Below are 22733 nucleotides of genomic sequence, written 5' to 3'. Positions count from 1 at the left end.
GTCATGCCATTGGCCGGTGGCCGATGGCGTCGGAGATGGAAAAAACACTGGTCGGAAAAATTTCATCAGAAGCCCTCTCGAAGCCATCGTCCGACCTTTCCGAAATAACCGTCACTGGTCCCTGTCTTGAGCTGCCGCGTATGCCGCGGTTCGACATGTTCAAGATGAGCGAATTGCGGATAGACCAGCAGGCCCGACGGCACCGCGAACGAAGCGCTCTTGGCTTCATTGGGCAGCCGGCCGAAGCCGAGTGGTCGTGCAATGCGAACGGACCGTCCGAGAATCTGGCTGCCGAGTTCGGCAAGGCCCGTGAGCTGCGACGCGCCGCCTGACAGCACCACGCGTGCGCGCGGTTCTGCAGCGAAGGGCGAATCCGCCAACCGGTCCCTGACCATTTCAAAAATCTCCTCGGCACGCTGACGCACGATGTTCGCGATCGTGGCGCGGGATACGACCTGCGGAAAATCGCGATCGTTATCACCAGCCGTCGGCACGTTCATGAGTTCGCGCGCATCGGAGCCACCCGTCAGCACCGTGCCATATAACGTCTTGATTCGCTCGGCATCCGCGATGCAAGCACCGAGTCCGCGCGCGAGATCCATGGTGATGTGTTGCCCGCCGACCGCAAATCCCGACGCGTGCACGAAGCGTCCGCCGGAATAGGTCGCGATCGTTGTCGTACCTGCGCCCATCTCGACGACTGCAGCACCGAGATCGGTCTCGTCATCGGTGAGAACAGAGAGACCTGCGACATAAGGCGCCGCAGCCATGGCTTCGACATTGAGATGGCAGCGCTCGACGACCAGCATCAGGTTACGCGCGACCGTCGCGTCCGCAGTGACGACATTCATATCGACGCCGAACTGCGAGGCGACCATGCCCTTGGGATCGCGAATGCCCTTCACGCCATCGAGTGAATAGCCGACCGGCAATGCATGGAGCACCGTCCGGCCCGGCGGCGTCGCGTGGCGCATGCCGGTCGAGGTGACGCGTGCGATATCGGACGCTGTGACGGCGCCGCCCTTGATATCGGCTGACGCTTCAATCAGTTGGCCCTGCAGGCGACCGGCCGAGACCGACAGCAAAACGGATTCGACGCGAACCTTGGCCATACGTTCGGCCAGCGCCACCGCCTGACGGACGGCCTGCTCGGCCTCGCCCATATCGACGATCGCGCCGGACTTGACGCCGCGCGACTGGATCTGGCTGTAGCCGATCAGCTCAACCGCATGGCTGCGGCCGCGCAGCGCTTCGTTCGGCGCGGATGGCCGCAGACGCGCAATCATGCACGCGATCTTGCTGGTGCCGACGTCCAGCGACGCCACCAGCGCGGTGCGGTTGGCCGCCATCTGACGCGTTTTCGGCGCCTGGTTGCGATCGAGACCGGTCATGCCGCGCCAGCCTTCTTCTTGGACTTGTCTTGTGCCTTGAACAGATCTTCGCGCGCCTTCGCTGCGTCTTCCGACAGCCGCACGGTCAGCCGATCCGACAGCCGCATGTCGATGGCGACGATGTCGCGCGAGAACAGGCGATCTTCCTTGTCGAGCTTGCTGAGCATGGCCAGCGCGTTGCCGACGTCGATTTCCGGGAGGCGAATGTCGAGGCCATCCTTCAGGCGGAGATTCCAGCGGCGCTCGCCGACGAAGATCGCGGCCTTGGTGACCGAGCGCACTTGCGGATAGCGATCGAGCAGCGCAAGGAAATCCCTGGCGTTGCTGTCGGCGCCCTTGCCCACCACCAGCGGCAGCGACATGAAGCGGCGCGACACGTAGTTTTCGAGAACGGCACCGTCATCGGCGATCACCGAGAGACGACCGTCCTCCTGCCACAGCGCAAAGGCCGTGCGCTCGGTGACATCGATCTGCAGACGGTTCGGATACAGCTTCAGCACATTGGCGTCGGCGATCCACGGATTGGCCTTGAGCTTGTCGCGGACAGCCGCGGCATCGAGGAAGAACAGCGAGGAGCGACCATTGACGCCGCCGATGGCCAGGATCTCGTCCTGGGTCAGCTGCTTGCGGCCGTTGAGAATGACGGAGGCAATGCGGAAGCCGGCGGCATTGGCCGCAGCGTTGCGCGCATCGCTAAAAGCTTCGACCATTTCGTCGACGTGATTGCCCTTGACCACGCCAAGCGCGAGGCTGCCCGTCAGCATCAACACTGTGGCCGCAATTCCGACGCGGCGCGGCGCGTAACGCTCAAGCGTCGCGATGAAGCGATTGGAACTCTGTTCGCGGACGGCAGGCTTGGCGGCACGAAAACGGGCCCAGAAGCGGGCGAGCGGGCTCAGCTGCTCACGCAGCAGAATGCCTGCCCCAAGGGCAGCCATTTTAAGATCAGCTTGGGGCCTCAAGGGTCGCACCGACCGAGAGAGGCGTCCTCCACCATCCATACCACGAGCTCGTCACAGGTTACGTCCGCATTGGCGCGGGACTTGAGGCGCGAGTGACGTCTCGGTCCTGCCGGGATGGATTCAAGCCTTTGAAAAAGGCCGGTTTTCCATCGATACGCGTCGTCACGGAGTCCCCGCAAAGCTCACGCCTCGGCAGCCAAGCGCACACGCGCCGCCAGCGTTAACCTTCGGCCTTCCTGGTAAACAAAGTGTAAAGGGGATGGGCGCAGAGCGCGATTTGATGCGGCTGTGGAAGACTTTAGCCGAGGTGTGGCCGACGCGCCCGAGGGAACTGCGGCGGCTTCGCGGCCGGCATCGCCGGGTTGCCGGAATTAACGCGGGGGAGCGGGTGGTGCGGCGGTGAAGCGCTGGTGCGCTCCCTCGCCCCGCTCTTGCGGGGAGAGGGCTGGGGTGAGGGGCGCTTCGATCTGCAAACGCTAGCGATGAGGAGAGCACGGTGCGCTGCCCCTCACCCGCCGCGAAGACGCGGCGACCTCTCCCCGCACAGAGCGGGGAGAGGTTAAAAGCCGCCTGCCCGCTTCACCGCGAGCTCGATCTGTCCGTTCAGAAAATCCACGAAACTGATCCCCTGGGCATTCAGCGCCTTGGGATAGAGCGAGGCTTTGGTCAGACCCGGGAGCGTGTTGGTCTCCAGATAGACTGGGCCTTTGGCCGACACGATGAAGTCCGACCGCGAATAGCCGCGGCACGACATCGCGCGGTGCGCCTTCACCGCGAAATCCATGATCGCCGCTGAAACCTCCGGCGTGAAACGCCCGGGGCAGATCTCCTGCGTCGACTTCGCGAGATACTTCGCCTCATAGTCGAAACCGCCATCGGCCGGAATGATCTCGATCGGCGGCAATGCGATCAGCGAGCCATCGGCCTGCTCCAGCACGGCGCAGGTCGCCTCAACGCCGGCGACGAACGGCTCGATCACATAATCCTCGGTCTTGGCTGCGTTGCGCACAGCGACGAAATCCTGCTTCGCATTGACGAATATCAGGCCGTAGCTCGATCCATCGCGCGCGGGCTTGGCGATCAGCTTGCCGTATTCGGCGAGCGCAGCTTCCATGTCGTTCAATGCGACACCCGCCGCGATGGGCACGCCTGCGATGGCTGCGAAGCGCTTTGCGCCGACCTTGTCGAAAGACAGATTGGATGATGCTGAGCCGGAACCCGTGAACGGGATGCCGCGCATCTCGCACATCACCTGCAGCTCACCATTTTCCGCAGCGCCGCCATGCATGCCGAGCACCAGCACACGGTTCTCGGCTTGGGCCTTGTCGAGCGCCTGCGTCAGCACGCCGATGCTGCTGCCACCGGGCTTGAACGGATCCTCGAACGGACGATCATGGGAGAGCAGCGCCGTGCCCGACGTCTCGTAGACGCGGTCATCGGCATCCCAGAACCAGAGATCCGCATCGGGCAGCGCGCCATGCAGCGCCTGTGCGGAGGCCACCGACACCAGACGCTCCTTGTTCAGGCCACCAAACATGATGGTGATCCGCTGAGGTCTCGCCTGCTCCGTCATTGTGTCGTCTCCGAACCCATCCGCGAATCGCGCCTTTGCCGACAAGGCAATAGCATCACGCTAGCCGAGTCATATAATGCCTTGTCGGAGGCGGTTTTGCGAGCCCGCCCCGCGGTGACATGGAAGTAACCTGATGATCAGAGCCTGGCTCGAACTCTCTACCTTCGGCATCTTCGCGACGCTGGGCACCATCTATTACGGAGTCGCGCTGATCCTCGTGGGGCTGACATCCAGCCGGCTGCTGTCGATGCGGCTGAAGTCCCTCCACGGCATCGTCGCGCCGTTCTTTTCCTCGGTGGCTATCCTGTTCGGCCTGCTCACGGGCTTCCTAGCCAGCGACGTCGGCGATCGCAACCGCCAGGCCGTCCGCGCCGTTCAGATCGAGGCCGGCGAGCTGCGCAACATCCATACGCTGAGCGTGGCATCGGTCACCGACATGTCCAATATACGCGCCGCGCTGAAGGCCTATGTGACATCGGAAGTGACGGAGGAATGGCCGGCAATGCTGCTCGGCCTGAAGTCGCCGCGCACCGATGTGGCCTATGACAGCCTGCTGCGCGAAATCAGCGATCCCGCGATCACCCGCGACGCCAGCAACACGGTGCATGGGGCGCTGATGGGCGCCTCGATCCGCGCCGGGACCGCGCGCAACGACCGGCTCAGCCTGTCGACCGATCACACCAATGATCTGAAATGGACGTCGGTCCTGCTGCTCGGGCTGATCACGCAACTGGCGCTGGCGCTGGTGCATCTGGAACGTCCGCGGGCCATGCTCGCGGCGCTCACGGTGTTCGCCAGCGGTGCCATCGTCGCTCTCGGCATTATCGCGCTGCAGGAGCATCCGTTCGACGGCGCCTTCCGCGTAGCCCCTGCGCCACTGGAAAATCTGCTGAGCATCAGCGAGGCCGGACCGGCGTCGGCACTACCGCCACCGCCGAAATAGCAGCCAAAGCGTTTCCGAGCGAAGTGGTGCCGGTTCGCGTTAAGGAACCGCGTCAGACATATCGTGTTACGGCGCGACGCCGATCCGCTTGATTTCCCAGTGCAGGTCGATGCCCGACTGCGCCAGCACGCGCACACGCACGGTCTCGCCGAGCGTTTCGATATCGCTCGCTGTGGCATCGCCGGTGTTGATCAGGAAATTACAGTGCATCTCCGACACCTGCGCGCCGCCGACGCGCAGTCCGCGACATCCGGCAGCATCGACCAGCTTCCAGGCCGAATGACCGGGCGGGTTCTTGAACGTGGAGCCACCGGTCTTCTCACGGATCGGCTGCGCGGTCTCGCGATGCGCCTGCACCTCGTCCATCCGCGCGCGGATCGCGGCGGAATCGGTGATCGTCCCGCGAAACTTTGCTGACGTGAAAATGATCGACGGTGAGACGCCGGAATTGCGATAGACGAATTGCATGCCGACATTGTCGAAGACGTGCTTCGTGCCATCGCGGCCGATGCCTGTGGCCTCAGACAGCACATCCTTGGTCTCGTCGCCATTGGCGCCGGCATTCATCCGCAGCGCGCCGCCGATGGAACCGGGAATGCCGAAGTAGAATTCCAGCCCGCCGATATTCGCGGACGCCGCCGTCTCCGCCACGCGCTTGTCGAGTGCAGCCGTGCCGGCGCTCACGATATCGCCTTCGGCTGATGTTGCGCCGAAGCCGCGCGGGCTCAGGCGAATGACGACACCTTTGATGCCGCCATCGCGCACGATGAGATTGGAGCCGACGCCGACGACGGTGACGGGAATATCGCTCGGCAGCTTCGACAGGAAGTAAGCGAGGTCGTCTTCATCGGCTGGCGTGAACAACACCTGCGCCGGACCACCGACGCGAAACCATGTCAGCGGTGCGAGGGACTCGTTCGCGAGCAGACGCCCGCGCAGATCGGGCATCGCGGATTTGAGTGAGGGGGTGATGTCGGGGAAGGTCATAGCGTGTTTTGCACGGTGCGAAGTGTGCACCCTCCCCCCTTGCGGGGGAGGGTGGCGCGTAGCGCCGGGAGGGGGGTAAGCCGCGGGCGCCGTCGCTCGGGGTTCCCCCCCTCCCCGACCCTCCCCCGCAAGKGGGGAGGGAGCGCAGCGGCGTGTGTTGCGATGCCGATATCAAACATCAACAATCCCTACCCCAGCGCCTTCAATTCGCCCGGCAATGCATAAGCCCATTGCGTGATGTTGCCGGCGCCGAGACACACCACCGTATCGCCACTCTTGGCGACACCCGCGACAAGACCCGCAAGCGCCGCGGACTCCTGCAGCGGGATCACCTCGCGATGGCCGTGGGCGCGCAGGCCGAGCACGAAATTGTCGCGGTCGATGCCCTCGATCGGTGCTTCGCCGGCGGGATAGACGTCGGCGACGATCACGGTGTCGGCGTCGTTGAAGCAGGTGCAGAATTCCTCGAACAGCGACTGCAGGCGCGTGTAGCGATGCGGCTGCACCACGGCGATCACCTTGCCTGCGGTGCTTTCACGCGCGGCGCGCAGCACGGCGGAAATCTCCACGGGATGATGGCCGTAATCGTCGATAATGGTGACGCCGTTCCACTCGCCGGTCTTGGTGAAGCGGCGCTTGACACCGCCGAAGCCGGCGATGGCCTTGCGGATCGCCTCATCGGACATGCCGAGTTCATGCGCGACGGCAATCGCCGCCGTGGCATTCAGTGCGTTGTGACGACCCGGCATCGGCAGCAGCAGATTGTCGATCTCATGCGCGGTGCCGGCCTTGCGATCGCGGAACGCGACCTTGAAGGACGAACCGCCATTGGCAGGTTTCAGATCGACCAGCCGCGCATCGGCCTGCGGGTTCTGTCCGTAGGTGATAATGCGGCGATCCTCGATCTTGCCGACGATGCTCTGCACCACCGGGTGATCGATGCACATCACGGCGAAACCATAGAACGGCACGTTCTCGACAAAGTGGCGGAACGCATCCTGCACGGCATCGAAGGTCTTGAAGTGATCGAGATGTTCGGGATCGACATTGGTGACGATGGCGACATCGGCCGGCAGTTTCAGGAAGGTGCCGTCGCTCTCGTCGGCTTCGACGACCATCCACTCGCCCGCGCCAAGGCGCGCATTGGTGCCATAGGCATTGATGATGCCACCATTGATGACGGTGGGATCGAGTTCGCCGGCATCGAGCAATGCGGCGACCATCGAGGTCGTGGTGGTCTTGCCATGGGTGCCGGCGATGGCCACGCAGCTCTTCAAGCGCATCAGCTCGGCGAGCATCTCGGCGCGGCGCACCACCGGAATGCGCTGCGCGCGCGCGGCCATCAATTCCGGATTGTCGCGCTTGATCGCCGTGGAGACGACGAGCACGTCGGCGCCCGACACGTTATCGGCCTTGTGGCCGACATGGATGGTGATGCCTTTTTCGCGCAGACGATTGACATTGGCGCTTTCGGAAGCGTCCGAGCCCTGCACGGTGTAGCCGAGATTGCACAGCACCTCGGCGATGCCGCTCATGCCGATGCCGCCGATACCGACAAAGTGAATGGGTCCGATTTCGCGCGGCAGTCTCATGGGGCGTCTCTATGTTCCATCATGCCCGGGCAGCGCGAAGCGAGCTTCGCTGGACGTCCGGGCATCCAAGGCTTGTCTAACAGATGACTCCTTCAAACAGACGTGGATGGCCGGGACAAGCCCGGCCATGACGAAAAAGACGGAAATTTGGCTTGCGGATCAGACGAATCCGCCACCTTCGCTGCTGCTGTGCCCTACTCTGCCGCCGCGGGAACCGCCGCCCGCCCCCGGTCAAAGCGGATTGCGCAAAGTGCCACAGCGAGCGCTGCCAGCGGCGCCAATGCAGCGACCCACGGCACCGAAGCGAGACCCCCGTGATCGATCACCGCACCGCCCAGCCAGGCCCCGATGGCGTTGCCGAGATTGAACGCCGCGATGTTGAAGCTCGAGGCCAGGCTCTGGCCGGCGCCATGGGCCTTTTCCAGCACCCACATCTGCAACGGCGGCACGGTGGCGAAGCCCACGGCGCCGAGCAGCGCCACGAATGCCACCACGGCGATCTGGCTGTGAACTGCGAAAGTCATCAGGAACAGCACCACCGCCAGTGCAGCGAGGCTGCCCAGCACCGTCGGCAGCAGCCAGCGGTCGGCGAGCCGTCCGCCGACCAGATTGCCGACCACCAGCCCGCCGCCGAACACCAGCAGGATCGGCGACACCGCGGTCTCCGAAAAGCCGGCCAGCCGGGTCAGGATCGGCGCGATGTAGGTGAACAGCGCGAACACACCAATCCAGCTCAGCACCGTCGTGAGCAGGCCAAGCAGCACCTGCGGACGCGCGAGCACCGCGAGATCCTGTTTCAGATTCGACGGCGCGGGCTTTTCCTTATCTCGCGGCACGAACAGCGCGATGATTGCGAAGGCGGCGACGCCAACGGCGGTCACGGAGAAGAAGGTCGCGCGCCAGCCAAACCCCTGCCCCAGCCAGGTACCGAATGGCACGCCGAGAATATTCGCCACGGTCAGACCGGTGAACATGATGGCGATGGCCGAGGCCTTTTTGTCCGGCGCCACCAGCGTGGTCGCCACCACCGAGCCGACGCCGAAGAAGGTGCCATGCGCGAAAGCCGTGAGCACGCGTGCCGCCATCAGGCTCCAGTAATCCGGCGCCAGGGCGCAAGCGAGATTGCCGATGGTGAAGATTGCCATCAGCACCAGCAGCACGGTCTTGCGCGGCCAGCGGGCGGTCGCGACGGTCATGATCGGGGCGCCGAGCACGACACCCAACGCATAGCCCGAGATCAGCAGACCCGCTGCCGGGATCGACACACCGAGGTCGCCGCCGACCTCGATCAGGAGACCCATGATGACGAATTCGGTGACGCCAATTCCGAAGGCGCCGGCGGTAAGCGCGTAGAGTGCGAGAGGCATGATCCTATCCCGTGCGTGAAACGGGCCAGATGCCCGACAGCGGGAGATGTGGACCTCCGGACATTGATGAGATAGACGTGGCATAGGCACAATATTTGTGAATTGAATTCACTCAATAGATTGAAGCCAGATGTCACGACTGGACGTCAACCGCTCCGGCGAGATGGAAGTGTTCACCCGCGTGGTCGAGCTCGGCGGTTTTTCGACCGCGGCGCGGGCCTTCCGGATGACCCCCTCTGCCGTCAGCAAACTGGTGGCGCGGCTGGAGGCCCGGCTCGGCGTGCGGCTGATCAATCGCTCGACGCGCAAGCTTCAGCTCACGCCGGAAGGCAGCGCTTTCTATGAGCGCGCCTTGCGCATTCTCGACGAGATCAGCGCGGCCGAACGCGAAGCCGCCATCGGCGCAACACCGAGCGGTCTCCTGCGCGTCAATACCAGCGTGCCCTTCGGCCTGCGTCTCCTGCTGCCGCTACTGCCGGATTTCGCGAAACGCTATCCCGAGATCAAGGTCGAGGTCGTTCTGACGGATCTCGTGGTGGATCTCCTCGAAGAGCGCGCCGATGTCGCCATTCGCGTTGGCTTGATGCGCGAGTCACGACTGTTGGCGCGCAAACTCGGCGAGAGCCGAATGGTCGTGGTCGCCTCGCCCAGCTATCTCGCCGAGCGCGGCACACCGAAGACGCCGGACGATCTCGCTGACCATAATCTGCTGCGGTTCGGCTTCGCCAAGTGGGAGAACGGCTGGCCGTTCAAGATCGACGGCGAGACAATCGCCGTGATGCCGTCAGGCAATGCCCTCGTCAGCGACGGCGAAGCCATGCAACACCTCGCCGTGGCCGGCATGGGCCTCGCGCGACTGGCGCGTTTTCATGTCGAAGCCGACATCGCAGCCGGCCGGCTGGTGCCGGTGCTCGAAGCATTCAACCCCGGTGACATCGAACCGATCCACGCGGTGTTCGTCGGCCATGGCGGACAACTGCCGGCAAGGGTGCGGGCGTTTCTGGATTATCTGGTGGAGACCGTGAGGCTGTAGCGTTTCAGCACCTCGTCGTCATGCCTCCGCTGTGCCCATCACTTGAAAGGCACTGATCGGCGGAGGCAGCCCCGGCGGTTTCTCGCCCGTGAAAAATGCAGCGAGATACATCTTTCCAAGCAGATGCCTGGTCTCCAACGCGTCGGGCGCCAGCCGCCCGTCGCGCAAGGCTTGCTGGAATTCCGCAAGTGTAGGAGCCGAAAGGTCCGTGTCCGGCACCGAGCGCGACGCGGTCGCTACGGCGCTGAATTGGACGCCCGCATAAAACAGACGGGTGAGCGCGCGTATCAGTTCGAGTCGATCGCGCAGGCCGCGATCGGGCGGGTGACCGAGCCATGCCTGCAAAAGCACCTCTTCGAGTTCAGGTGACGGCGCAAAATTATCGAGCATGGTCGCCATGTCGACGACGGGATCGTTGCAATAGGCCGACTCCCAATCGACCAGCCACAGACGCTCGCCATCGAACAGAAGGTTGCGCGGCAGGATATCGTTGTGGCTGGAAACCGCCTCGTCGCTATTCCACGTATAGGCGCTACGGAGGTCTGCCAGACGCTGCGTGTGAGCATCGAGCACGCCAGGCGCAAACAGGTTTGTGCGGCAGACATGAGCCCACAACCGGGCTGTGATATCCGGATAGTCGACGAAGCGCCCGAACCTCGGCGTTGCCTGCAGGCGCCGCAGCATGTCTCCCAGCGCCTGTGCCAAAGCGTGAGGGCCGCCGGGATAGGTGTTCAATGGTTGTTCGACGATGAAATCCATCACCGCCACGCGGGCGATCTCGTCCACATGGTGCAGCCGTGGCGCGATCCCTGCCTGTGCGGCGATGCGCATCGACGTATATTGGTGCGGATTCCGCAGCGGACTCGCGACCCCCTCCATGCGCAAGACGTAGCGGCGATCGCCGGCGGCTACTCGATAGACAAAAGCACCCGAGACGCCACCCGGAATCGGCCGGATGGAATCGATGGTTGCAGAACCGACGGACGCCCTGAGCGCAGCCTGCGCGATCTCGCGGTGCGTCATCGGAATATTGGAAAGATACTCTCCGCTCATTGTCCCCCCGGGCGAACCGCGTGGGGACGACGTGTAGCAGAACCGATGACCTAAATCTTCGCGACCTTGGCGACGAGATCCGCCAGCCGCTCTGCCGCGTCGAGCTTGCCGACCTTGCGGGCGCCTGAGGCCATCGCGGTCAACCGCGCCGGCTCGCCGGCCAGCGCCGAGATTTCAGCAGCCAGGCGATCCGGCGTGAAATCGGCCTGCGCGATGCGGAGTGCGCCGCCGGCATCGGCAAGCACACCGGCATTGGCGAACTGATCCTGATCGAGCGCACCGGGCAGCGGCACCAGAATGGACGGACGGCCGATGGCGCCAAGTTCGGCGACGGTGCCCGCACCGGAGCGCGAGATCACGAGCTGGCTCGATGCGAGACGCGCGGGGAGATCGCTGAAGAACGGTGCGAGTTCGGCCTTGATCTTGAGCTTGTCATAGACCGCGCGCACGCGGCTCATGTCTTCGTCGCGCACCTGTTGTGTGAGCACGAGGCGATTCCACAGCGCCGGTTCGAGACGCTCGATCGCCGGCGGCACGATATCGGCCATGATGCGCGCGCCCTGGCTGCCGCCGACGACGAGCAAGCGGAATGGCCCGGTGAGATCCGGCGCGGCATAGGGGACGGCGGCGGCGGCGAGGATCGCCGGGCGCATCGGCGTGCCTGTCGTGGTGGTCTTCTTCGACAATTCGGGATCGCGGTCGAGCACGCCGGGCAGCGATGTGGCGATGGCGCTGACCTTGCCGGACAGCATGCGGTTGGCACGGCCCATGACGGCGTTGGAATCGTGAATGAGGGTGGGAATGCCGAACAGACGCGCGGCAAACAGTGGCGGCACAGTCGGATAGCCACCGAAGCCGATTACCGCTGCGGGCTTCAGGCTGCGCATCAGGTTCAGCGCCATCGCGGTGCCGGCAGCGAGCATGATCGCGGTGCGTGCCAGCGAGATGGGATTGCGGGAGCGCAGCGTCTCGCTCGGCACCACATCGATCATCTCGCGCGAAAACAGCCCGCTATATTTCAGCGCACGCGCATCTGTCACGAGCCGGACGCGCAGCCCGCGCTTCATCAGCGCGACGCCGAGCGCTTCCGCCGGAAACAGATGTCCGCCGGTGCCGCCCGCCGCCAGCAATATGAGGGGCGCGGTACTCATCACGCGTAAGTGCGCGCGACGTGGGCGTCGATCGCCTCGACTTCGGTGCGCGGGCGCATCCGCGTCAAAGCGAGCAGCATGCCGACACTGTAGGCCAGCGAGATCATCGACGAGCCACCATAGGAGATGAAGGGCAGCGTCATGCCCTTGGCGGGGATCAGATGCAGATTGACCGCCATGTTGATCGCCGCCTGCACGCCGAACAGGATCGCGAGGCCCGAGGCAGCGAAGCGCGAGAACAGATCTTCGGTGGCATAGGCGCGCGACATCGCGCGGATCACGATGAAGGCAAACAGGCTGAGCACGGCGAGGCACAGCAGGATGCCGAACTCTTCGGCGCCGACGGCGAAGACGAAGTCGGTGTGGCTGTCCGGCAGGCTGCGCTTGGCGATGCCCTCGCCCGGCCCGAGACCAAACCAACCACCATTCGAGAAGGCCTCCATAGCGGTATCGACCTGGAACGTGTCACCCGAGGCGGGATCCATGAAGCGTTTGATACGGCCGGCGACGTGCGGCACCAGGAAGTAAGCCATCAATAGCCCGCCTGCCGCGGTGGCGCCGAGGCCGAACACCCAGACCATGCGCATGCCGGCGATGAAGAACAGCGAACCCCAGGCCATCAGGATCAGCATGGTCTGACCGAAGTCAGGCTGCATCACCAGCAGCGACACCAGCATCATCAGCAGCACGATCGCCATGGATGTCGCCGGCATCTCCGGCTTGCGCGCGGATTCCGAGAACAGCCAGGCGGCGATGACGACAAAAGCCGGCTTGGCGGATTCCGACGCCTGGATGTTGATGCCGAGAATGGTGATCCAGCGCTTGGCGCCCTTCACTTCCGGCCCGATCAGCAAGGTCGCCAGGATCAGCACGATGGAGATCGCGAACACGACAAGGGCCGAACGACGGATCTGCCGCGGCGTCATGAAGGACACGCCGATCAGTACGATAATCGACGGCACCAGGAACAGGATATGCCGGTTGAAGAAGTGGAACGGATCGAGCCCGATGCGGGTCGCCACCGGCGGCGACGCGGCCAGCGACAGGATCACCCCGGCCAGCATTAGCGCGATGATCGCCGCCAGCAGCAGGCGGTCCACGGTCCACCACCATTCGCTGAGCGGTGTGCGTTGTTCGCGAGAGATCATAAGCGCGTCCTGCGGGTCGATGAACTCCTATCGATGGGCCATCGTGGTTGCCAGACGGTTAATGGATTGTGAAAATTTGGCCCCATTCAGGGCGGCCAGCGGCGGGCTGCGACTGCAGGGTGCGTGAAATCGGAATAGTCGATGACGAGATTCGCCCGGTTTTGCGGGTCGTTCTCTTGCAGATACAGGCGCTGGCCTTCGATATAGCGCCGGTTGGACACGGCATCCATATCAGCCGATCCGTATCCGGGGCCGCGACCGGCGCCGCGCGGGATGGTGATGGCGAATGGCGCATCCAGAAAAATCGACAGGTCCCAGACGTCCCTGAGTTCCGTGCGGTGCAGAAAAATGCCATCGAAGACGAGGACAGCATCGGGATCGGCAATCGACCAGCAAGCGGCGACCGGGGCGTTCACGGTGTGATCGAAGATGGCAGGGCAATAGACGCGCGAGCCGCCGGGTCCGAGAGGATCGAGCAGTACTTTCCGCAACTCAACATAATTGTAGGAGTCCGCGTAAAAGCCATGTGGAGAGGTTTTCCCCTGCCGGTATCGGATCTCGCGCGTGTTGTGAAAGCTGTCCACGGAGGCGCGGATAACGGGCCGTCCGAGCGTGCCGATTACACGCGCGAGCGTGTCCGCGAACACCGTCTTTCCTACACCGTCCACGCCATCGATGCCGACGCGGAGGATCGAGCCCGTCGCATGATGCCGAATAAATTCGGCGATCTCTGCGATCAGCGGCGACGTGTCGGTGCGATCATCCGATGGCTCAATCATCAACGCCCCCTGCACGGTGCGATCAAATGACCTCGATTGTTGGCTCCTAACAGCCGCGTGATATTCCCTCGGCTGAGCCAGAACACGTCGGCTGATACTGGATCGTGAAGATCGCGCCTTAAACCGCCCTCACCCCATCCAGCGCCAGCACCAGTTCCCGAAACCGGTCGCCACGGATTTCAAAGTTCCGGAACTGGTCGAATGACGCGCAGGCGGGCGACAGCAGCACGACCGGCTCTGTCAGCCCGGCTTCCGCGGCATCGCGGGCGGCATTGGCTACGGCGACGTCGAGACTGACGCTGATCTCGTAAGGCACCTTGCCGTCCAGCGTCTGCGCGAAATCGTTGGCGGCTTCGCCGATCAGATAGGCGCCCCGGATACGCGGGAAGAATTCGGCCAGCGAAGTGATGCCGCCCTCCTTCTGCTTGCCGCCGGCGATCCAGAAGATGTCGTTGAAGGACGACAGCGCTTTCGCAGCAGCGTCGGCATTGGTGCCCTTGGAGTCGTTGACAAACAAGGTCGTGCCCTGGCGGCCGACCTGCTCCATGCGATGGGCAAGACCGGGGAACGAGCGCAGGCCCTTTTGCAGCACGGCCGGGCTGACGCCGAGCGCCAGCGCTGCGGCCGAGGCACATGCTGCATTCTGCGCGTTGTGCAGGCCGCGCAGCGAGCCGATACCCGCGATATCGACGACATCGCTCTGCGCGCCGCCGGCGTTGCGCACAATGGTGCTGCCACGAATGGTGAGGCCATCGGCCAGCGGATGTTCGACGGAGACGCGCACCACACGCTTGCCGGCTTGCTCGATCCGATCCGCGGCTTTGCTGCACCAGTCGTCATCAACACCGATGATGGCGGTGCCGCCCGCCTGCACGCCGGCGACGAGACGCTCCTTCACCGCAGCGTAATGCGCCAGCGTGCCGTGACGATCGATGTGATCGGGCGTGACATTGAGCAGGATGCCGACCGACGGATCGAGCGAGGGCGTGAGATCGATCTGGTAGGACGACATCTCGATCACATGGACGCGGCCAGCCGTGGGCGGCTCCAGCGACAGGATCGCGGTGCCGATATTGCCGCCCATCTGCGTATCGAAACCCGCCTCGCGCATCAGATGCGCGACAAGCGCCGTCGTCGTCGATTTACCGTTGGTGCCGGTGATGGCAACGAAAGGCGCGTCGGGCGCATGCAACTTGCGCTCCCTACAAAACAGTTCGATGTCGCCGATCACCTCGACGCCTGCTGCTTTCGCAGCGACGACTGTCCAATGCGGCGCCGGATGCGTCAGCGGCACACCGGGCGTCAGGATCAGAGCCGCAAAACTGCCCCATGCCACCGTGCGCAGATCGGCGGTAATGAAGCCAGCCTGCGTGGCCTGGACCATCCTGTCGATGCTGTCGTCACAGGCGATGACTTCGGCGCCGCCCGCCTGCAGCGCGTGGCAAGACGCAAGGCCGGAGCCGCCGAGCCCGAAGACGGCGACGGTCTTGCCGGCGAAGGATGTGACCGGGATCACGATCTCACCGCAGCTTCAGCGTGGAGAGGCCGACCAGCGCCAGCATCACCGAGATGATCCAGAAGCGGATGACGATCTGCGGCTCGGTCCAGCCCTTCTGCTCGAAGTGGTGATGGATCGGCGCCATGCGAAATACGCGCTTGCCGGTGAGCTTGAAGGAGGTGACCTGCACGATCACCGACACGGCCTCCAGCACGAACAGGCCGCCGATCACCGCGAGCACGATCTCGTGCTTCACGGCTACCGCGATCGACCCGAGCATGCCGCCCAGCGCCAGCGAACCGGTATCGCCCATGAAGATCGAGGCCGGCGGCGCGTTGAACCAGAGGAAACCAAGCCCTGCCCCGAGCACCGCGCCGCAGAGCACAGCGAGTTCGCCGGTCCCCGCAACGTAGTTGATCTGCAGGTAATCAGAGAACACCGCATTGCCGGCGAGATAGGCGATCATGCCGAACGAGGCCGACGCGATCATCACAGGCACGATGGCGAGACCGTCGAGACCGTCGGTGAGGTTCACGGCATTGCCGGCGCCAACGACGATGAAGGCACCGAACAGCACGAAGAACCAGCCGAAATTCACGATCACGTCCTTGAGGAACGGGATCACCAGCGAGGAGGACAGCGGATCGCGGCCGAGCTTGACGAAGGCGAAACAGGCGGCACCCGCGATGATGAATTCGATCAACAGGCGTGTGCGGCCGGCAAAGCCCTTGTGGCTCTGCTTGGTCACTTTGAGATAGTCGTCATAGAAACCGACGAAGCCGAAGCCGAGGGTAACCGCCAGCACGATCCAGACATAGGGATTGCGCGGATTGGCCCAGAGCAGTGTGGAGACCACGAGGCCGGACAGGATCATCAGCCCGCCCATGGTCGGTGTGCCCACCTTGACCAGATGCGATTGCGGCCCGTCGGTGCGGATCGGCTGACCCTTGCCCTGGCGCAGGCGCAGATTGTCGATGATCCATGGCCCGAACAGGAACACGAACAGTGCGCCGGTGACCACAGCGCCGCCGGTGCGGAAGGTGATGTAGCGGAACACGTTGAACACCGGGACGGTGCCCGCAAAATCGATCAGCCAGTAGAACATTCAGTCCGCCCTATACCGCGGCGTCGTCGAGCGCGGCGTTGCCGGGAAAGCGCTTTTCGAGCGCGGAGACAATCGGTTTCATCTTCGAGCCGAGCGAGCCCTTGACCATGATGGCGTCACCGGCGCGGATCGCGGCCAGCACCTGCGATTCGAGCGCCGCCGCATCCCCGGCATAGCCGCCCCGCTTGCCCGTGGAAAGGGCGTCCCAAAGATTGCACATCAGGGGACCACAGCAAAATACCAGATCGATGCCATTGGACTGCACCGCATCCAGCAACCCGGCATGAAGTTTCGCGCCATCGGCGCCGAGTTCGAGCATGTCGCCCAGCACCACGATGCGGCGACCCTTCGGCCCGACAGCCGCAGCGCCCAGCACGTTGATGGCGGCCGCCATCGAAGCCGGATTGGCATTGTAGCTCTCATCGATCAGCGTCGCCTCGCCGCCTGGCACTTCGAGCACATGGCGAGCGCCGCGGCCCACAGCGGGCACGACCTGCGACAGCGTCAGCGCGGCATGAACGAGATCAGCGCCCATCAATTCGGCTGCGGCCAGCACCGCGAGCGAATTCATTGCCATGTGGCGGCCGGGCATGCCGAGCTTGTAGGTGACGTCATGGCCGAGGATATTGGCATGCACGGCCGAACAGGTCGGATGCAATGAAACGTCGAGCAGCCGTGCCTCAGCCTTCTCGTCTGCGCCGAACGAGACAATGCGCGAGACGCCGGCCTTCTTCGCACTCTTCTGCAGACGCGCGAATTGCGCATTGTCGCGATTGAGGATCGCGACGCCATCGGGCTCAAGCCCGGAAAAGATTTCGGCCTTGGCGTCGGCAATGGCTTCGACACCGGCGAAGAATTCCAGATGCACCGGCTCGACGGTCGTGATGACGGCAAAATGCGGTCGCACCATCTTCACCAGCGTCTCGATTTCGCCGGCGTGATTCATACCGATCTCGAAGATCGCGAAACGTACATCGGCCGGACAGCGCGCCAGCGTCAGCGGCACGCCCCAGTGATTGTTGAACGACGCGACCGAGGCATGTGTCTTGCCCTGCGCTTCCAGCACGCGGCGCAGCGCTTCCTTGGTCGAGGTCTTGCCGACCGAGCCGGTGATCGCAATGATCGGCGCCTTCAGACGTGCACGCGAGGCGATGCCGAGTTCGACGAGCGCTGCGAGCACGTCGTCGACCACCAGCAGGCGCGCATCGGCGGGAAACTTGTCACGCTGCGCCGCTTCGACGACAGCAAGACCAGCACCGGCTTTCAGCGCGGCTTCGACGAAGGCGTGGCCGTCATGCACGTCGCCCTTGATCGCGAAATAGGCCTCGCCCCGCTTGATGGTGCGGGTATCGATGGAGATGCCGGTGATGCCTTCCGGCAGCGCGCCTTGCACCGTGGCGTGCATCGCGTCGGCTATCGCGGCTGATGTCCAAAGAAACTCGCTCATGCAGTCCTCTTGGCAAGCGCCGCTGCGGCGGCCTCGTGATCGCTGAACGGCAGCGTGCGGTCACCGACGATCTGTCCGGTTTCATGGCCCTTGCCGGCGATCAGCAGGGCATCGCCGGGCTGCAGGCCTTCGACAGCCACACGAATGGCCTCGGCGCGGTCGCCGATTTCGATAGCGCCTTTCGCAGCGGCCAGAATGGCAGCGCGGATGCTTGCAGGATTCTCGCTGCGCGGATTGTCGTCGGTAACGATCACGCTGTCGGCATTTTCACTGGCGATCTCGCCCATCAGCGGCCGCTTGCCGGCATCGCGATCGCCGCCGGCGCCGAATACCACGACGAGCTTGCGCTTTGCGTAAGGGCGCAGCGCCTGCAGCGCCTTCGCGAGCGCATCCGGCTTGTGTGCGTAATCGACGAACACCGGCGCGCCATTATGAGTGCCAACCTGCTCGAGCCGCCCCTTGGCGCCTTCGAGATGTTCGAGCGCGGCGAAAGTCGCATCGACATCGCCACCGGTGCCGATCACTAGACCTGCCGCGACCAGCGCGTTCTCGATCTGGAATTCGCCGACCAGTGGCAGCTTGATCTGATGGCTCTTGCCGCGATACTCAAGTGTGAGTTTCTGCGCGAAGCCTTCGACCGTGGCATCGACAAGGCGAATACCTTCGCCCACGCCGTCGCCCTTGCGACCGACCTTCATCAGGCGCAGGTGGCGCGACTGCGCGGCATGGATCACTTGCGGCGAGTGCTCGTGATCGGCGGCGATCACGGCGACGCCGCCGTCCGCGACCAGATTGAGGAACAACCGCAGCTTGGCACTGAGATAGTGCGCGACGTCCGGATGGTAGTCCATGTGATCGCGCGACAGATTGGTGAAGCCGGCGGCAGAGACCCGCACGCCGTCAAGTCTGAACTGATCGAGGCCATGGGACGACGCTTCGAGCGCGAGATGGGTGACGCCCTCGCCGGTGATCTCGTCGATCTGTTGGTGCAGCGAGATCGGATCCGGCGTGGTCAGCGAGCCATAGACGGTGCGCTTCGGCGAGACGAGACCGATGGTGCCGATGCTGGCAGAGGCATATCCGAGACGGCCCCAGATCTCGCGCGCAAAGGATGCGACCGAGGTCTTGCCCGATGTCCCCGTGACGGCGGCAATGACCGCAGGTTGGCGCGGATAGAATTTGGCGGCGGCCAGAGCCAGCGCAAGGCGCGGATTGGGCGTGCGCACAAAAGGCACGGACAGATCGTCGGGCTTGTGGTCACCGGCGACAGCGACGGCACCCGACGCCAGTGCCTGTGCGATGAAACGCGAACCGTCAGTCTTCGCACCGGCGAGTGCAAAGAACAGATCGCCCGGGTTCACTGCGCGGCTGTCCACAGCCAGTCCGGTGACGGTGACGTCCCTTGCGGACTGCTCCATCACGGCATCAGGGTTGAACAAATCGCGTAGTTTCATGCTGCTCCGGGCAGGCCAGATCGAGTGACACATCGGGTTCCGCAACGCCACGCAAACCGCATTTTGCACCGGCTGTAAAGCGCAGATGCGGCGTTACTGAGTCACCTTGGATGTCGCAAGAATAAGGCGGTCGGACGGCGCCAGATCGAAGCGCGGCTCGAGCCCCAAAAGCGGCGCGATACGGGCGATCACGTTGCCCCCCGTCGGCACCGCATTCCAGCCCGAGGTGATGAAACCATGGGTTTCCGGCAGCGCCTTCGGCTCGTCCAGCATCACCAGAACCTGGAATTGCGGATTGTCCATCGGCAGCACGGCGGTAAAGGAATTCAGCACCTGCTTCTTCGAATAGCGGCCGTTGACGACCTTCTCGGCCGTACCGGTCTTGCCACCGAGATAGTAACCCTTGGCCCTGGCTTCGGCCTGCCGCGCCGAACCGGTCTCGGCATTCAGGCGCATCATGTAGCGCACCTTGTCGCTGGTCTCTTTCTTGATGACGCGCTTGCCGATCTCCCGCGCTTCCTCTTCGGTGCGCTTCAGGAAGGTCGGCGGGATCAGCAGCCCGCCATTGATCATCGCATTGACGCCCATCACCGCCTGCAGCGGCGCCACGGCCATGCCGTGACCGAATGCGATGGTGATGGTGTTCAGTTCACCCCAGCGTTTCGGCACGATCGGCATCGCGCTTTCCGGCAGTTCGGTGCGCAGGCGATCGAGCTGGCCGACTTTCTTCAGGAAGGCCTTGTGCGCTTCGACGCCTTGCCCGAGCGCGATCTTCGCAGCACCGACGTTTGACGAAAAAGTGAAGACTTCGGTGAGCGAGATCGGACGCGGCACCGGATGGGTGTCGTGGATCTTGAACTTGCCATAGCTCAGCGGGTAGCGCGCGTCATACATCGTATTGAGATTGGCCTTGCCGCTGTCCAGCGCCATCGCCAGCGTCAGCGTCTTGAAGGTCGAGCCCATTTCATAGACGCCGGTGGTCAGGCGGTTGATGCGGTCGGGATCGTGCGCTTCCTTCGGATTGTTCGGATCGAAGTCGGGCAGCGAGACCATGGCGACGATCTCGCCGGTCTTCACGTTGGAGACGAGCCCCGACGCTGCCTTGGCGCTGTACTTCGCCTTGGCCTTGAGCAGCTCATCGCGTAGCGCGTGTTCGACGCGCAGGTCGACGGCGAGTTCGACCGGCTTTTGCAGACGATCCGAAGCAAAGCCTGCGCGATGCAGATCCGCAAGGCCGTTGCTGTCGAGCCATTTCTCGATGCCGGCAATGCCCTGGTTGTCGATATTGGTCAGGCCGATCAGATGCGAGACCGCCGCACCGCTCGGATAGACGCGCTTGTTCTCGCGCAGGAAACCGATGCCGGGAATGCCGAGGCGATGAATGTCGCGCTGCTGCTGCGGCGTGATCTCGCGCTTCAGCCAGGCAAAGCCCTTCTTGCTCATGATCCGCTCGCGCACTTCGGCGCCGTCGAGATCGGGCAATGCGCCAGTGAGCAATTCGACCGCTTCGTCCTTGTCGATGATGCGGCGTGGCTCGGAGAACAGCGATGGTGACTTCACGTCGGTCGCCAGGATCGCGCCGTTGCGGTCGACGATATCGGGACGTGCAGTGGCGATAGCGTCACGCGTAGAGCGGCGCTCCGCATGGGTGTCGCCGTTGACGGCGAACATGATCAGGCGCACGGCAATGATGCCGTACACGCCGCCGAACGCGATCATCGCAAGACCGACGCGCGCGCGTGCCTTCGCCGCACGATCGACGTTGCGTCCGTAGAGCAGACTGCGGATCAGACGCTGGCGCCAGGGCTCCGGCGGCCGGGCGATTGGTTTGTTCGGGTCGAGTTGCGGGCCTGTCACTGCGGATCCTCCGGCGCCGGCAGCGAACCGGTCACGATATCCGGATCGATGGTATGGATCATCGCGCCGATCGGATCAGGCTCACCCGGCTTGGCAAAATTCGGCGGCCGATCCGGCAGATTCTTCATCGTGTCGAATTGCTGCGCCGTCACCGGCTGCAGCTTGAGATGACGTTCAGCCAGACCCTGCAGCCGCATCGGCGCATCCAGCTTGGCCCATTCGGCACGCAACGACGCGATCGCATCGCGCTGTTCGCGAATATCGGCATGCAGGCGCAGCACCTTCTCGGTGCGCACCGTGGATTCCATCTTGATGCGATAGACATAGGCGGCGGCGAAGACGAGAACCGCGATGACGAGAAGGTGGATGATCCGCATGGTCAGCCTCCCCTCATCACAGAGGCAAGCGTCGGCCAGCCCGGCAACGGCCCGGCATCCTGCGCCGGCGCATCGGTGCGCTCGGCGCCGCGCAGCTTCGCAGAGCGCGCGCGCGGATTGGCCTTGAGTTCTTCGTCGCCAGCAGTGATCGGGCGCTTGTTGACGAGCGAGAAGCGCGGACGGGATTGCGCGACCTCCGGCAGATGCCGCGATCCGCCGCCGGTCTTGCTGCGTTCGGTCATGAAATTCTTGACGATACGGTCTTCCAGCGAATGGAACGAGACCACCGACAGCCGGCCGCCCGGCTTCAGCACGCGCTCGGCGGCGGCGAGCGCGGTGTGGAGTTCGTCGAGCTCTGCATTGACGAAGATGCGCAGCGCCTGGAACGTGCGCGTCGCCGGATGGATTTCGCCGGGCTTGGCCCACACGACCTTCTGCACGATATCGACGAGCTGTTTCGTCGTTTCGATCGGCGCTTCCTTGCGCGCCGCGACGATCGCGCGCGCAACAGAGCGGGAATGCCGCTCCTCGCCGAAGATATAGATGATATTGGCGAGATCGGCTTCGGAGGCCTTCGCCACCACATCGGCCGCGGTCGGCCCATGCTGGCTCATGCGCATGTCGAGCGGGCCGTCGAAACGGAATGAGAAACCGCGCTCGGCCTGATCGATCTGCATCGACGACACACCGACATCCATCACGACGCCATCGACGAGCGGCTCGCCCTGGGCGGCACACACATCGGTGAGATTGGAGAAGCGATCCTCGACCAAGGTGAGACGGCCGTCGGACGCGTCGACCAGATCGAAACCACCGGCGATGGCCGTCCGGTCGCGATCAATGGCGATGACGCGGGTTCCTTCCGTCGCGAGAATCGTGCGGGAGTAGCCGCCGGCGCCGAATGTGGCATCGACATAGATGCCACCGGCGCGCGGGCTCAGCATGTCCACAGCTTCAACGCCGAGAACGGAGATATGTCGTGTATCGGGCGTGCTCATGGGCGCGCCTGCCGGAAG

Annotated in this window: 19 protein-coding genes; 2 read left to right on the top strand and 17 right to left on the bottom strand. The window is 63.9% G+C overall.

From position 1 onward, the window contains the following. Window positions 1–65: 65 nt before the first annotated feature. The 3 genes from ftsA to AC1DUY_RS11560 all read right to left on the bottom strand — a co-directional run bounded on the left by ftsA (window position 66) and on the right by AC1DUY_RS11560 (window position 3926). A complete protein-coding gene (ftsA, locus tag AC1DUY_RS11570) occupies window positions 66–1391 on the bottom strand; it encodes a cell division protein FtsA (RefSeq protein WP_068734085.1) in 1326 nt (441 codons plus the stop codon). Next, on the bottom strand, window positions 1388–2392 hold the full coding sequence (locus tag AC1DUY_RS11565; RefSeq protein WP_089267340.1) for a cell division protein FtsQ/DivIB: 1005 nt from the start codon (window positions 2390–2392) through the stop codon (window positions 1388–1390). Before AC1DUY_RS11565 ends, ftsA begins: the two co-directional genes overlap by 4 nt. 520 nt (window positions 2393–2912) lie before the next feature. After that, on the bottom strand, window positions 2913–3926 hold the full coding sequence (locus tag AC1DUY_RS11560; RefSeq protein WP_478114370.1) for a D-alanine--D-alanine ligase family protein: 1014 nt from the start codon (window positions 3924–3926) through the stop codon (window positions 2913–2915). A gap of 133 nt (window positions 3927–4059) precedes the next feature. Between AC1DUY_RS11560 and AC1DUY_RS11555 the strand changes: the two genes are divergently transcribed. Continuing rightward, window positions 4060–4869 (top strand): bestrophin-like domain, encoded by an 810-nt coding sequence (locus AC1DUY_RS11555; protein WP_093760512.1) that lies wholly within the window; start codon window positions 4060–4062, stop codon window positions 4867–4869. A gap of 66 nt (window positions 4870–4935) precedes the next feature. On the opposite strand, the gene murB is transcribed toward AC1DUY_RS11555, so the two are convergent. The 3 genes from murB to AC1DUY_RS11540 all read right to left on the bottom strand — a co-directional run bounded on the left by murB (window position 4936) and on the right by AC1DUY_RS11540 (window position 8815). After that, entirely contained in the window at window positions 4936–5856 is a 921-nt protein-coding gene (murB, locus tag AC1DUY_RS11550) for a UDP-N-acetylmuramate dehydrogenase (protein WP_478114367.1), read from the bottom strand. Window positions 5857–6044: 188 nt separating this feature from the next. Next, window positions 6045–7448 (bottom strand): UDP-N-acetylmuramate--L-alanine ligase, encoded by a 1404-nt coding sequence (murC, locus tag AC1DUY_RS11545; protein WP_068734093.1) that lies wholly within the window; start codon window positions 7446–7448, stop codon window positions 6045–6047. 194 nt (window positions 7449–7642) lie between these two features. Further along, a complete protein-coding gene (locus tag AC1DUY_RS11540; RefSeq protein WP_478114365.1) occupies window positions 7643–8815 on the bottom strand; it encodes an MFS transporter in 1173 nt (390 codons plus the stop codon). A 130-nt stretch (window positions 8816–8945) separates the two neighbouring features. On the opposite strand from AC1DUY_RS11540, the gene AC1DUY_RS11535 reads away from it, so the two are divergent. Further along, entirely contained in the window at window positions 8946–9848 is a 903-nt protein-coding gene (locus AC1DUY_RS11535) for a LysR family transcriptional regulator (RefSeq protein ID WP_478114363.1), read from the top strand. A gap of 18 nt (window positions 9849–9866) precedes the next feature. Here the strand turns inward: AC1DUY_RS11535 and AC1DUY_RS11530 are convergent, their stop codons facing one another. The 11 genes from AC1DUY_RS11530 to rsmH form a co-directional block, all read right to left on the bottom strand. After that, the gene (locus AC1DUY_RS11530) at window positions 9867–10901 is read right to left on the bottom strand and encodes a phosphotransferase (protein ID WP_478114361.1); all 1035 of its coding nucleotides are present in this window, start codon (window positions 10899–10901) and stop codon (window positions 9867–9869) included. A 50-nt stretch (window positions 10902–10951) separates the two neighbouring features. Beyond that, window positions 10952–12055, bottom strand: coding sequence for an undecaprenyldiphospho-muramoylpentapeptide beta-N-acetylglucosaminyltransferase (gene murG, locus AC1DUY_RS11525; protein WP_478114359.1), 1104 nt, complete (start codon window positions 12053–12055; stop codon window positions 10952–10954). After that, on the bottom strand, window positions 12052–13200 hold the full coding sequence (ftsW, locus tag AC1DUY_RS11520; RefSeq protein WP_089267347.1) for a putative lipid II flippase FtsW: 1149 nt from the start codon (window positions 13198–13200) through the stop codon (window positions 12052–12054). The genes murG and ftsW overlap by 4 nt, the downstream gene beginning before the upstream one ends. Window positions 13201–13286: 86 nt before the next feature. Then, on the bottom strand, window positions 13287–13979 hold the full coding sequence (locus AC1DUY_RS11515) for a nucleoside/nucleotide kinase family protein (protein ID WP_478114356.1): 693 nt from the start codon (window positions 13977–13979) through the stop codon (window positions 13287–13289). A gap of 118 nt (window positions 13980–14097) precedes the next feature. Then, entirely contained in the window at window positions 14098–15495 is a 1398-nt protein-coding gene (murD, locus tag AC1DUY_RS11510; RefSeq protein WP_478114354.1) for a UDP-N-acetylmuramoyl-L-alanine--D-glutamate ligase, read from the bottom strand. Between the two features lie 4 nt (window positions 15496–15499). After that, the gene (gene mraY, locus AC1DUY_RS11505; protein ID WP_068732324.1) at window positions 15500–16582 is read right to left on the bottom strand and encodes a phospho-N-acetylmuramoyl-pentapeptide-transferase; all 1083 of its coding nucleotides are present in this window, start codon (window positions 16580–16582) and stop codon (window positions 15500–15502) included. A gap of 10 nt (window positions 16583–16592) precedes the next feature. After that, window positions 16593–18029 carry a UDP-N-acetylmuramoylalanyl-D-glutamyl-2,6-diaminopimelate--D-alanyl-D-alanine ligase gene (locus AC1DUY_RS11500; protein ID WP_478114352.1) on the bottom strand — a complete coding sequence of 479 codons (1437 nt, stop codon included), beginning with the start codon at window positions 18027–18029 and terminating at the stop codon, window positions 16593–16595. Then, on the bottom strand, window positions 18026–19483 hold the full coding sequence (locus AC1DUY_RS11495) for a UDP-N-acetylmuramoyl-L-alanyl-D-glutamate--2,6-diaminopimelate ligase (protein ID WP_478114350.1): 1458 nt from the start codon (window positions 19481–19483) through the stop codon (window positions 18026–18028). Before AC1DUY_RS11495 ends, AC1DUY_RS11500 begins: the two co-directional genes overlap by 4 nt. 93 nt (window positions 19484–19576) lie before the next feature. Further along, a complete protein-coding gene (locus AC1DUY_RS11490) occupies window positions 19577–21340 on the bottom strand; it encodes a peptidoglycan D,D-transpeptidase FtsI family protein (RefSeq protein WP_439070812.1) in 1764 nt (587 codons plus the stop codon). Next, window positions 21337–21717, bottom strand: coding sequence for a cell division protein FtsL (ftsL, locus tag AC1DUY_RS11485; RefSeq protein WP_089267351.1), 381 nt, complete (start codon window positions 21715–21717; stop codon window positions 21337–21339). The genes AC1DUY_RS11490 and ftsL overlap by 4 nt, the downstream gene beginning before the upstream one ends. 2 nt (window positions 21718–21719) lie before the next feature. Next, a complete protein-coding gene (gene rsmH, locus AC1DUY_RS11480) occupies window positions 21720–22715 on the bottom strand; it encodes a 16S rRNA (cytosine(1402)-N(4))-methyltransferase RsmH (RefSeq protein WP_478114347.1) in 996 nt (331 codons plus the stop codon). Window positions 22716–22733: the final 18 nt, after the last annotated feature.

This window comes from Tardiphaga sp. P4_G1 (assembly GCF_056401215.1).
Note: the sequence above shows the minus strand (reverse complement) of the source record. Positions and strands in the feature narration are given on the sequence as shown.

Bases quoted from the DNA above. Each gene is read 5' to 3' on its own strand.
- ftsA (WP_068734085.1), bottom strand. From the start codon at position 1,391: ATGACCGGTCTCGATCGCAACCAGGCGCCGAAAACGCGTCAGATGGCG.
- AC1DUY_RS11565 (WP_089267340.1), bottom strand. From the start codon at position 2,392: ATGGATGGTGGAGGACGCCTCTCTCGGTCGGTGCGACCCTTGAGGCCC.
- AC1DUY_RS11560 (WP_478114370.1), bottom strand. From the start codon at position 3,926: ATGACGGAGCAGGCGAGACCTCAGCGGATCACCATCATGTTTGGTGGC.
- AC1DUY_RS11555 (WP_093760512.1), top strand. From the start codon at position 4,060: ATGATCAGAGCCTGGCTCGAACTCTCTACCTTCGGCATCTTCGCGACG.
- murB (WP_478114367.1), bottom strand. From the start codon at position 5,856: ATGACCTTCCCCGACATCACCCCCTCACTCAAATCCGCGATGCCCGAT.
- murC (WP_068734093.1), bottom strand. From the start codon at position 7,448: ATGAGACTGCCGCGCGAAATCGGACCCATTCACTTTGTCGGTATCGGC.
- AC1DUY_RS11540 (WP_478114365.1), bottom strand. From the start codon at position 8,815: ATGCCTCTCGCACTCTACGCGCTTACCGCCGGCGCCTTCGGAATTGGC.
- AC1DUY_RS11535 (WP_478114363.1), top strand. From the start codon at position 8,946: ATGTCACGACTGGACGTCAACCGCTCCGGCGAGATGGAAGTGTTCACC.
- AC1DUY_RS11530 (WP_478114361.1), bottom strand. From the start codon at position 10,901: ATGAGCGGAGAGTATCTTTCCAATATTCCGATGACGCACCGCGAGATC.
- ftsW (WP_089267347.1), bottom strand. From the start codon at position 13,200: ATGATCTCTCGCGAACAACGCACACCGCTCAGCGAATGGTGGTGGACC.
- AC1DUY_RS11515 (WP_478114356.1), bottom strand. From the start codon at position 13,979: ATGATTGAGCCATCGGATGATCGCACCGACACGTCGCCGCTGATCGCA.
- mraY (WP_068732324.1), bottom strand. From the start codon at position 16,582: ATGTTCTACTGGCTGATCGATTTTGCGGGCACCGTCCCGGTGTTCAAC.
- AC1DUY_RS11500 (WP_478114352.1), bottom strand. From the start codon at position 18,029: ATGAGCGAGTTTCTTTGGACATCAGCCGCGATAGCCGACGCGATGCAC.
- AC1DUY_RS11495 (WP_478114350.1), bottom strand. From the start codon at position 19,483: ATGAAACTACGCGATTTGTTCAACCCTGATGCCGTGATGGAGCAGTCC.
- ftsL (WP_089267351.1), bottom strand. From the start codon at position 21,717: ATGCGGATCATCCACCTTCTCGTCATCGCGGTTCTCGTCTTCGCCGCC.
- rsmH (WP_478114347.1), bottom strand. From the start codon at position 22,715: ATGAGCACGCCCGATACACGACATATCTCCGTTCTCGGCGTTGAAGCT.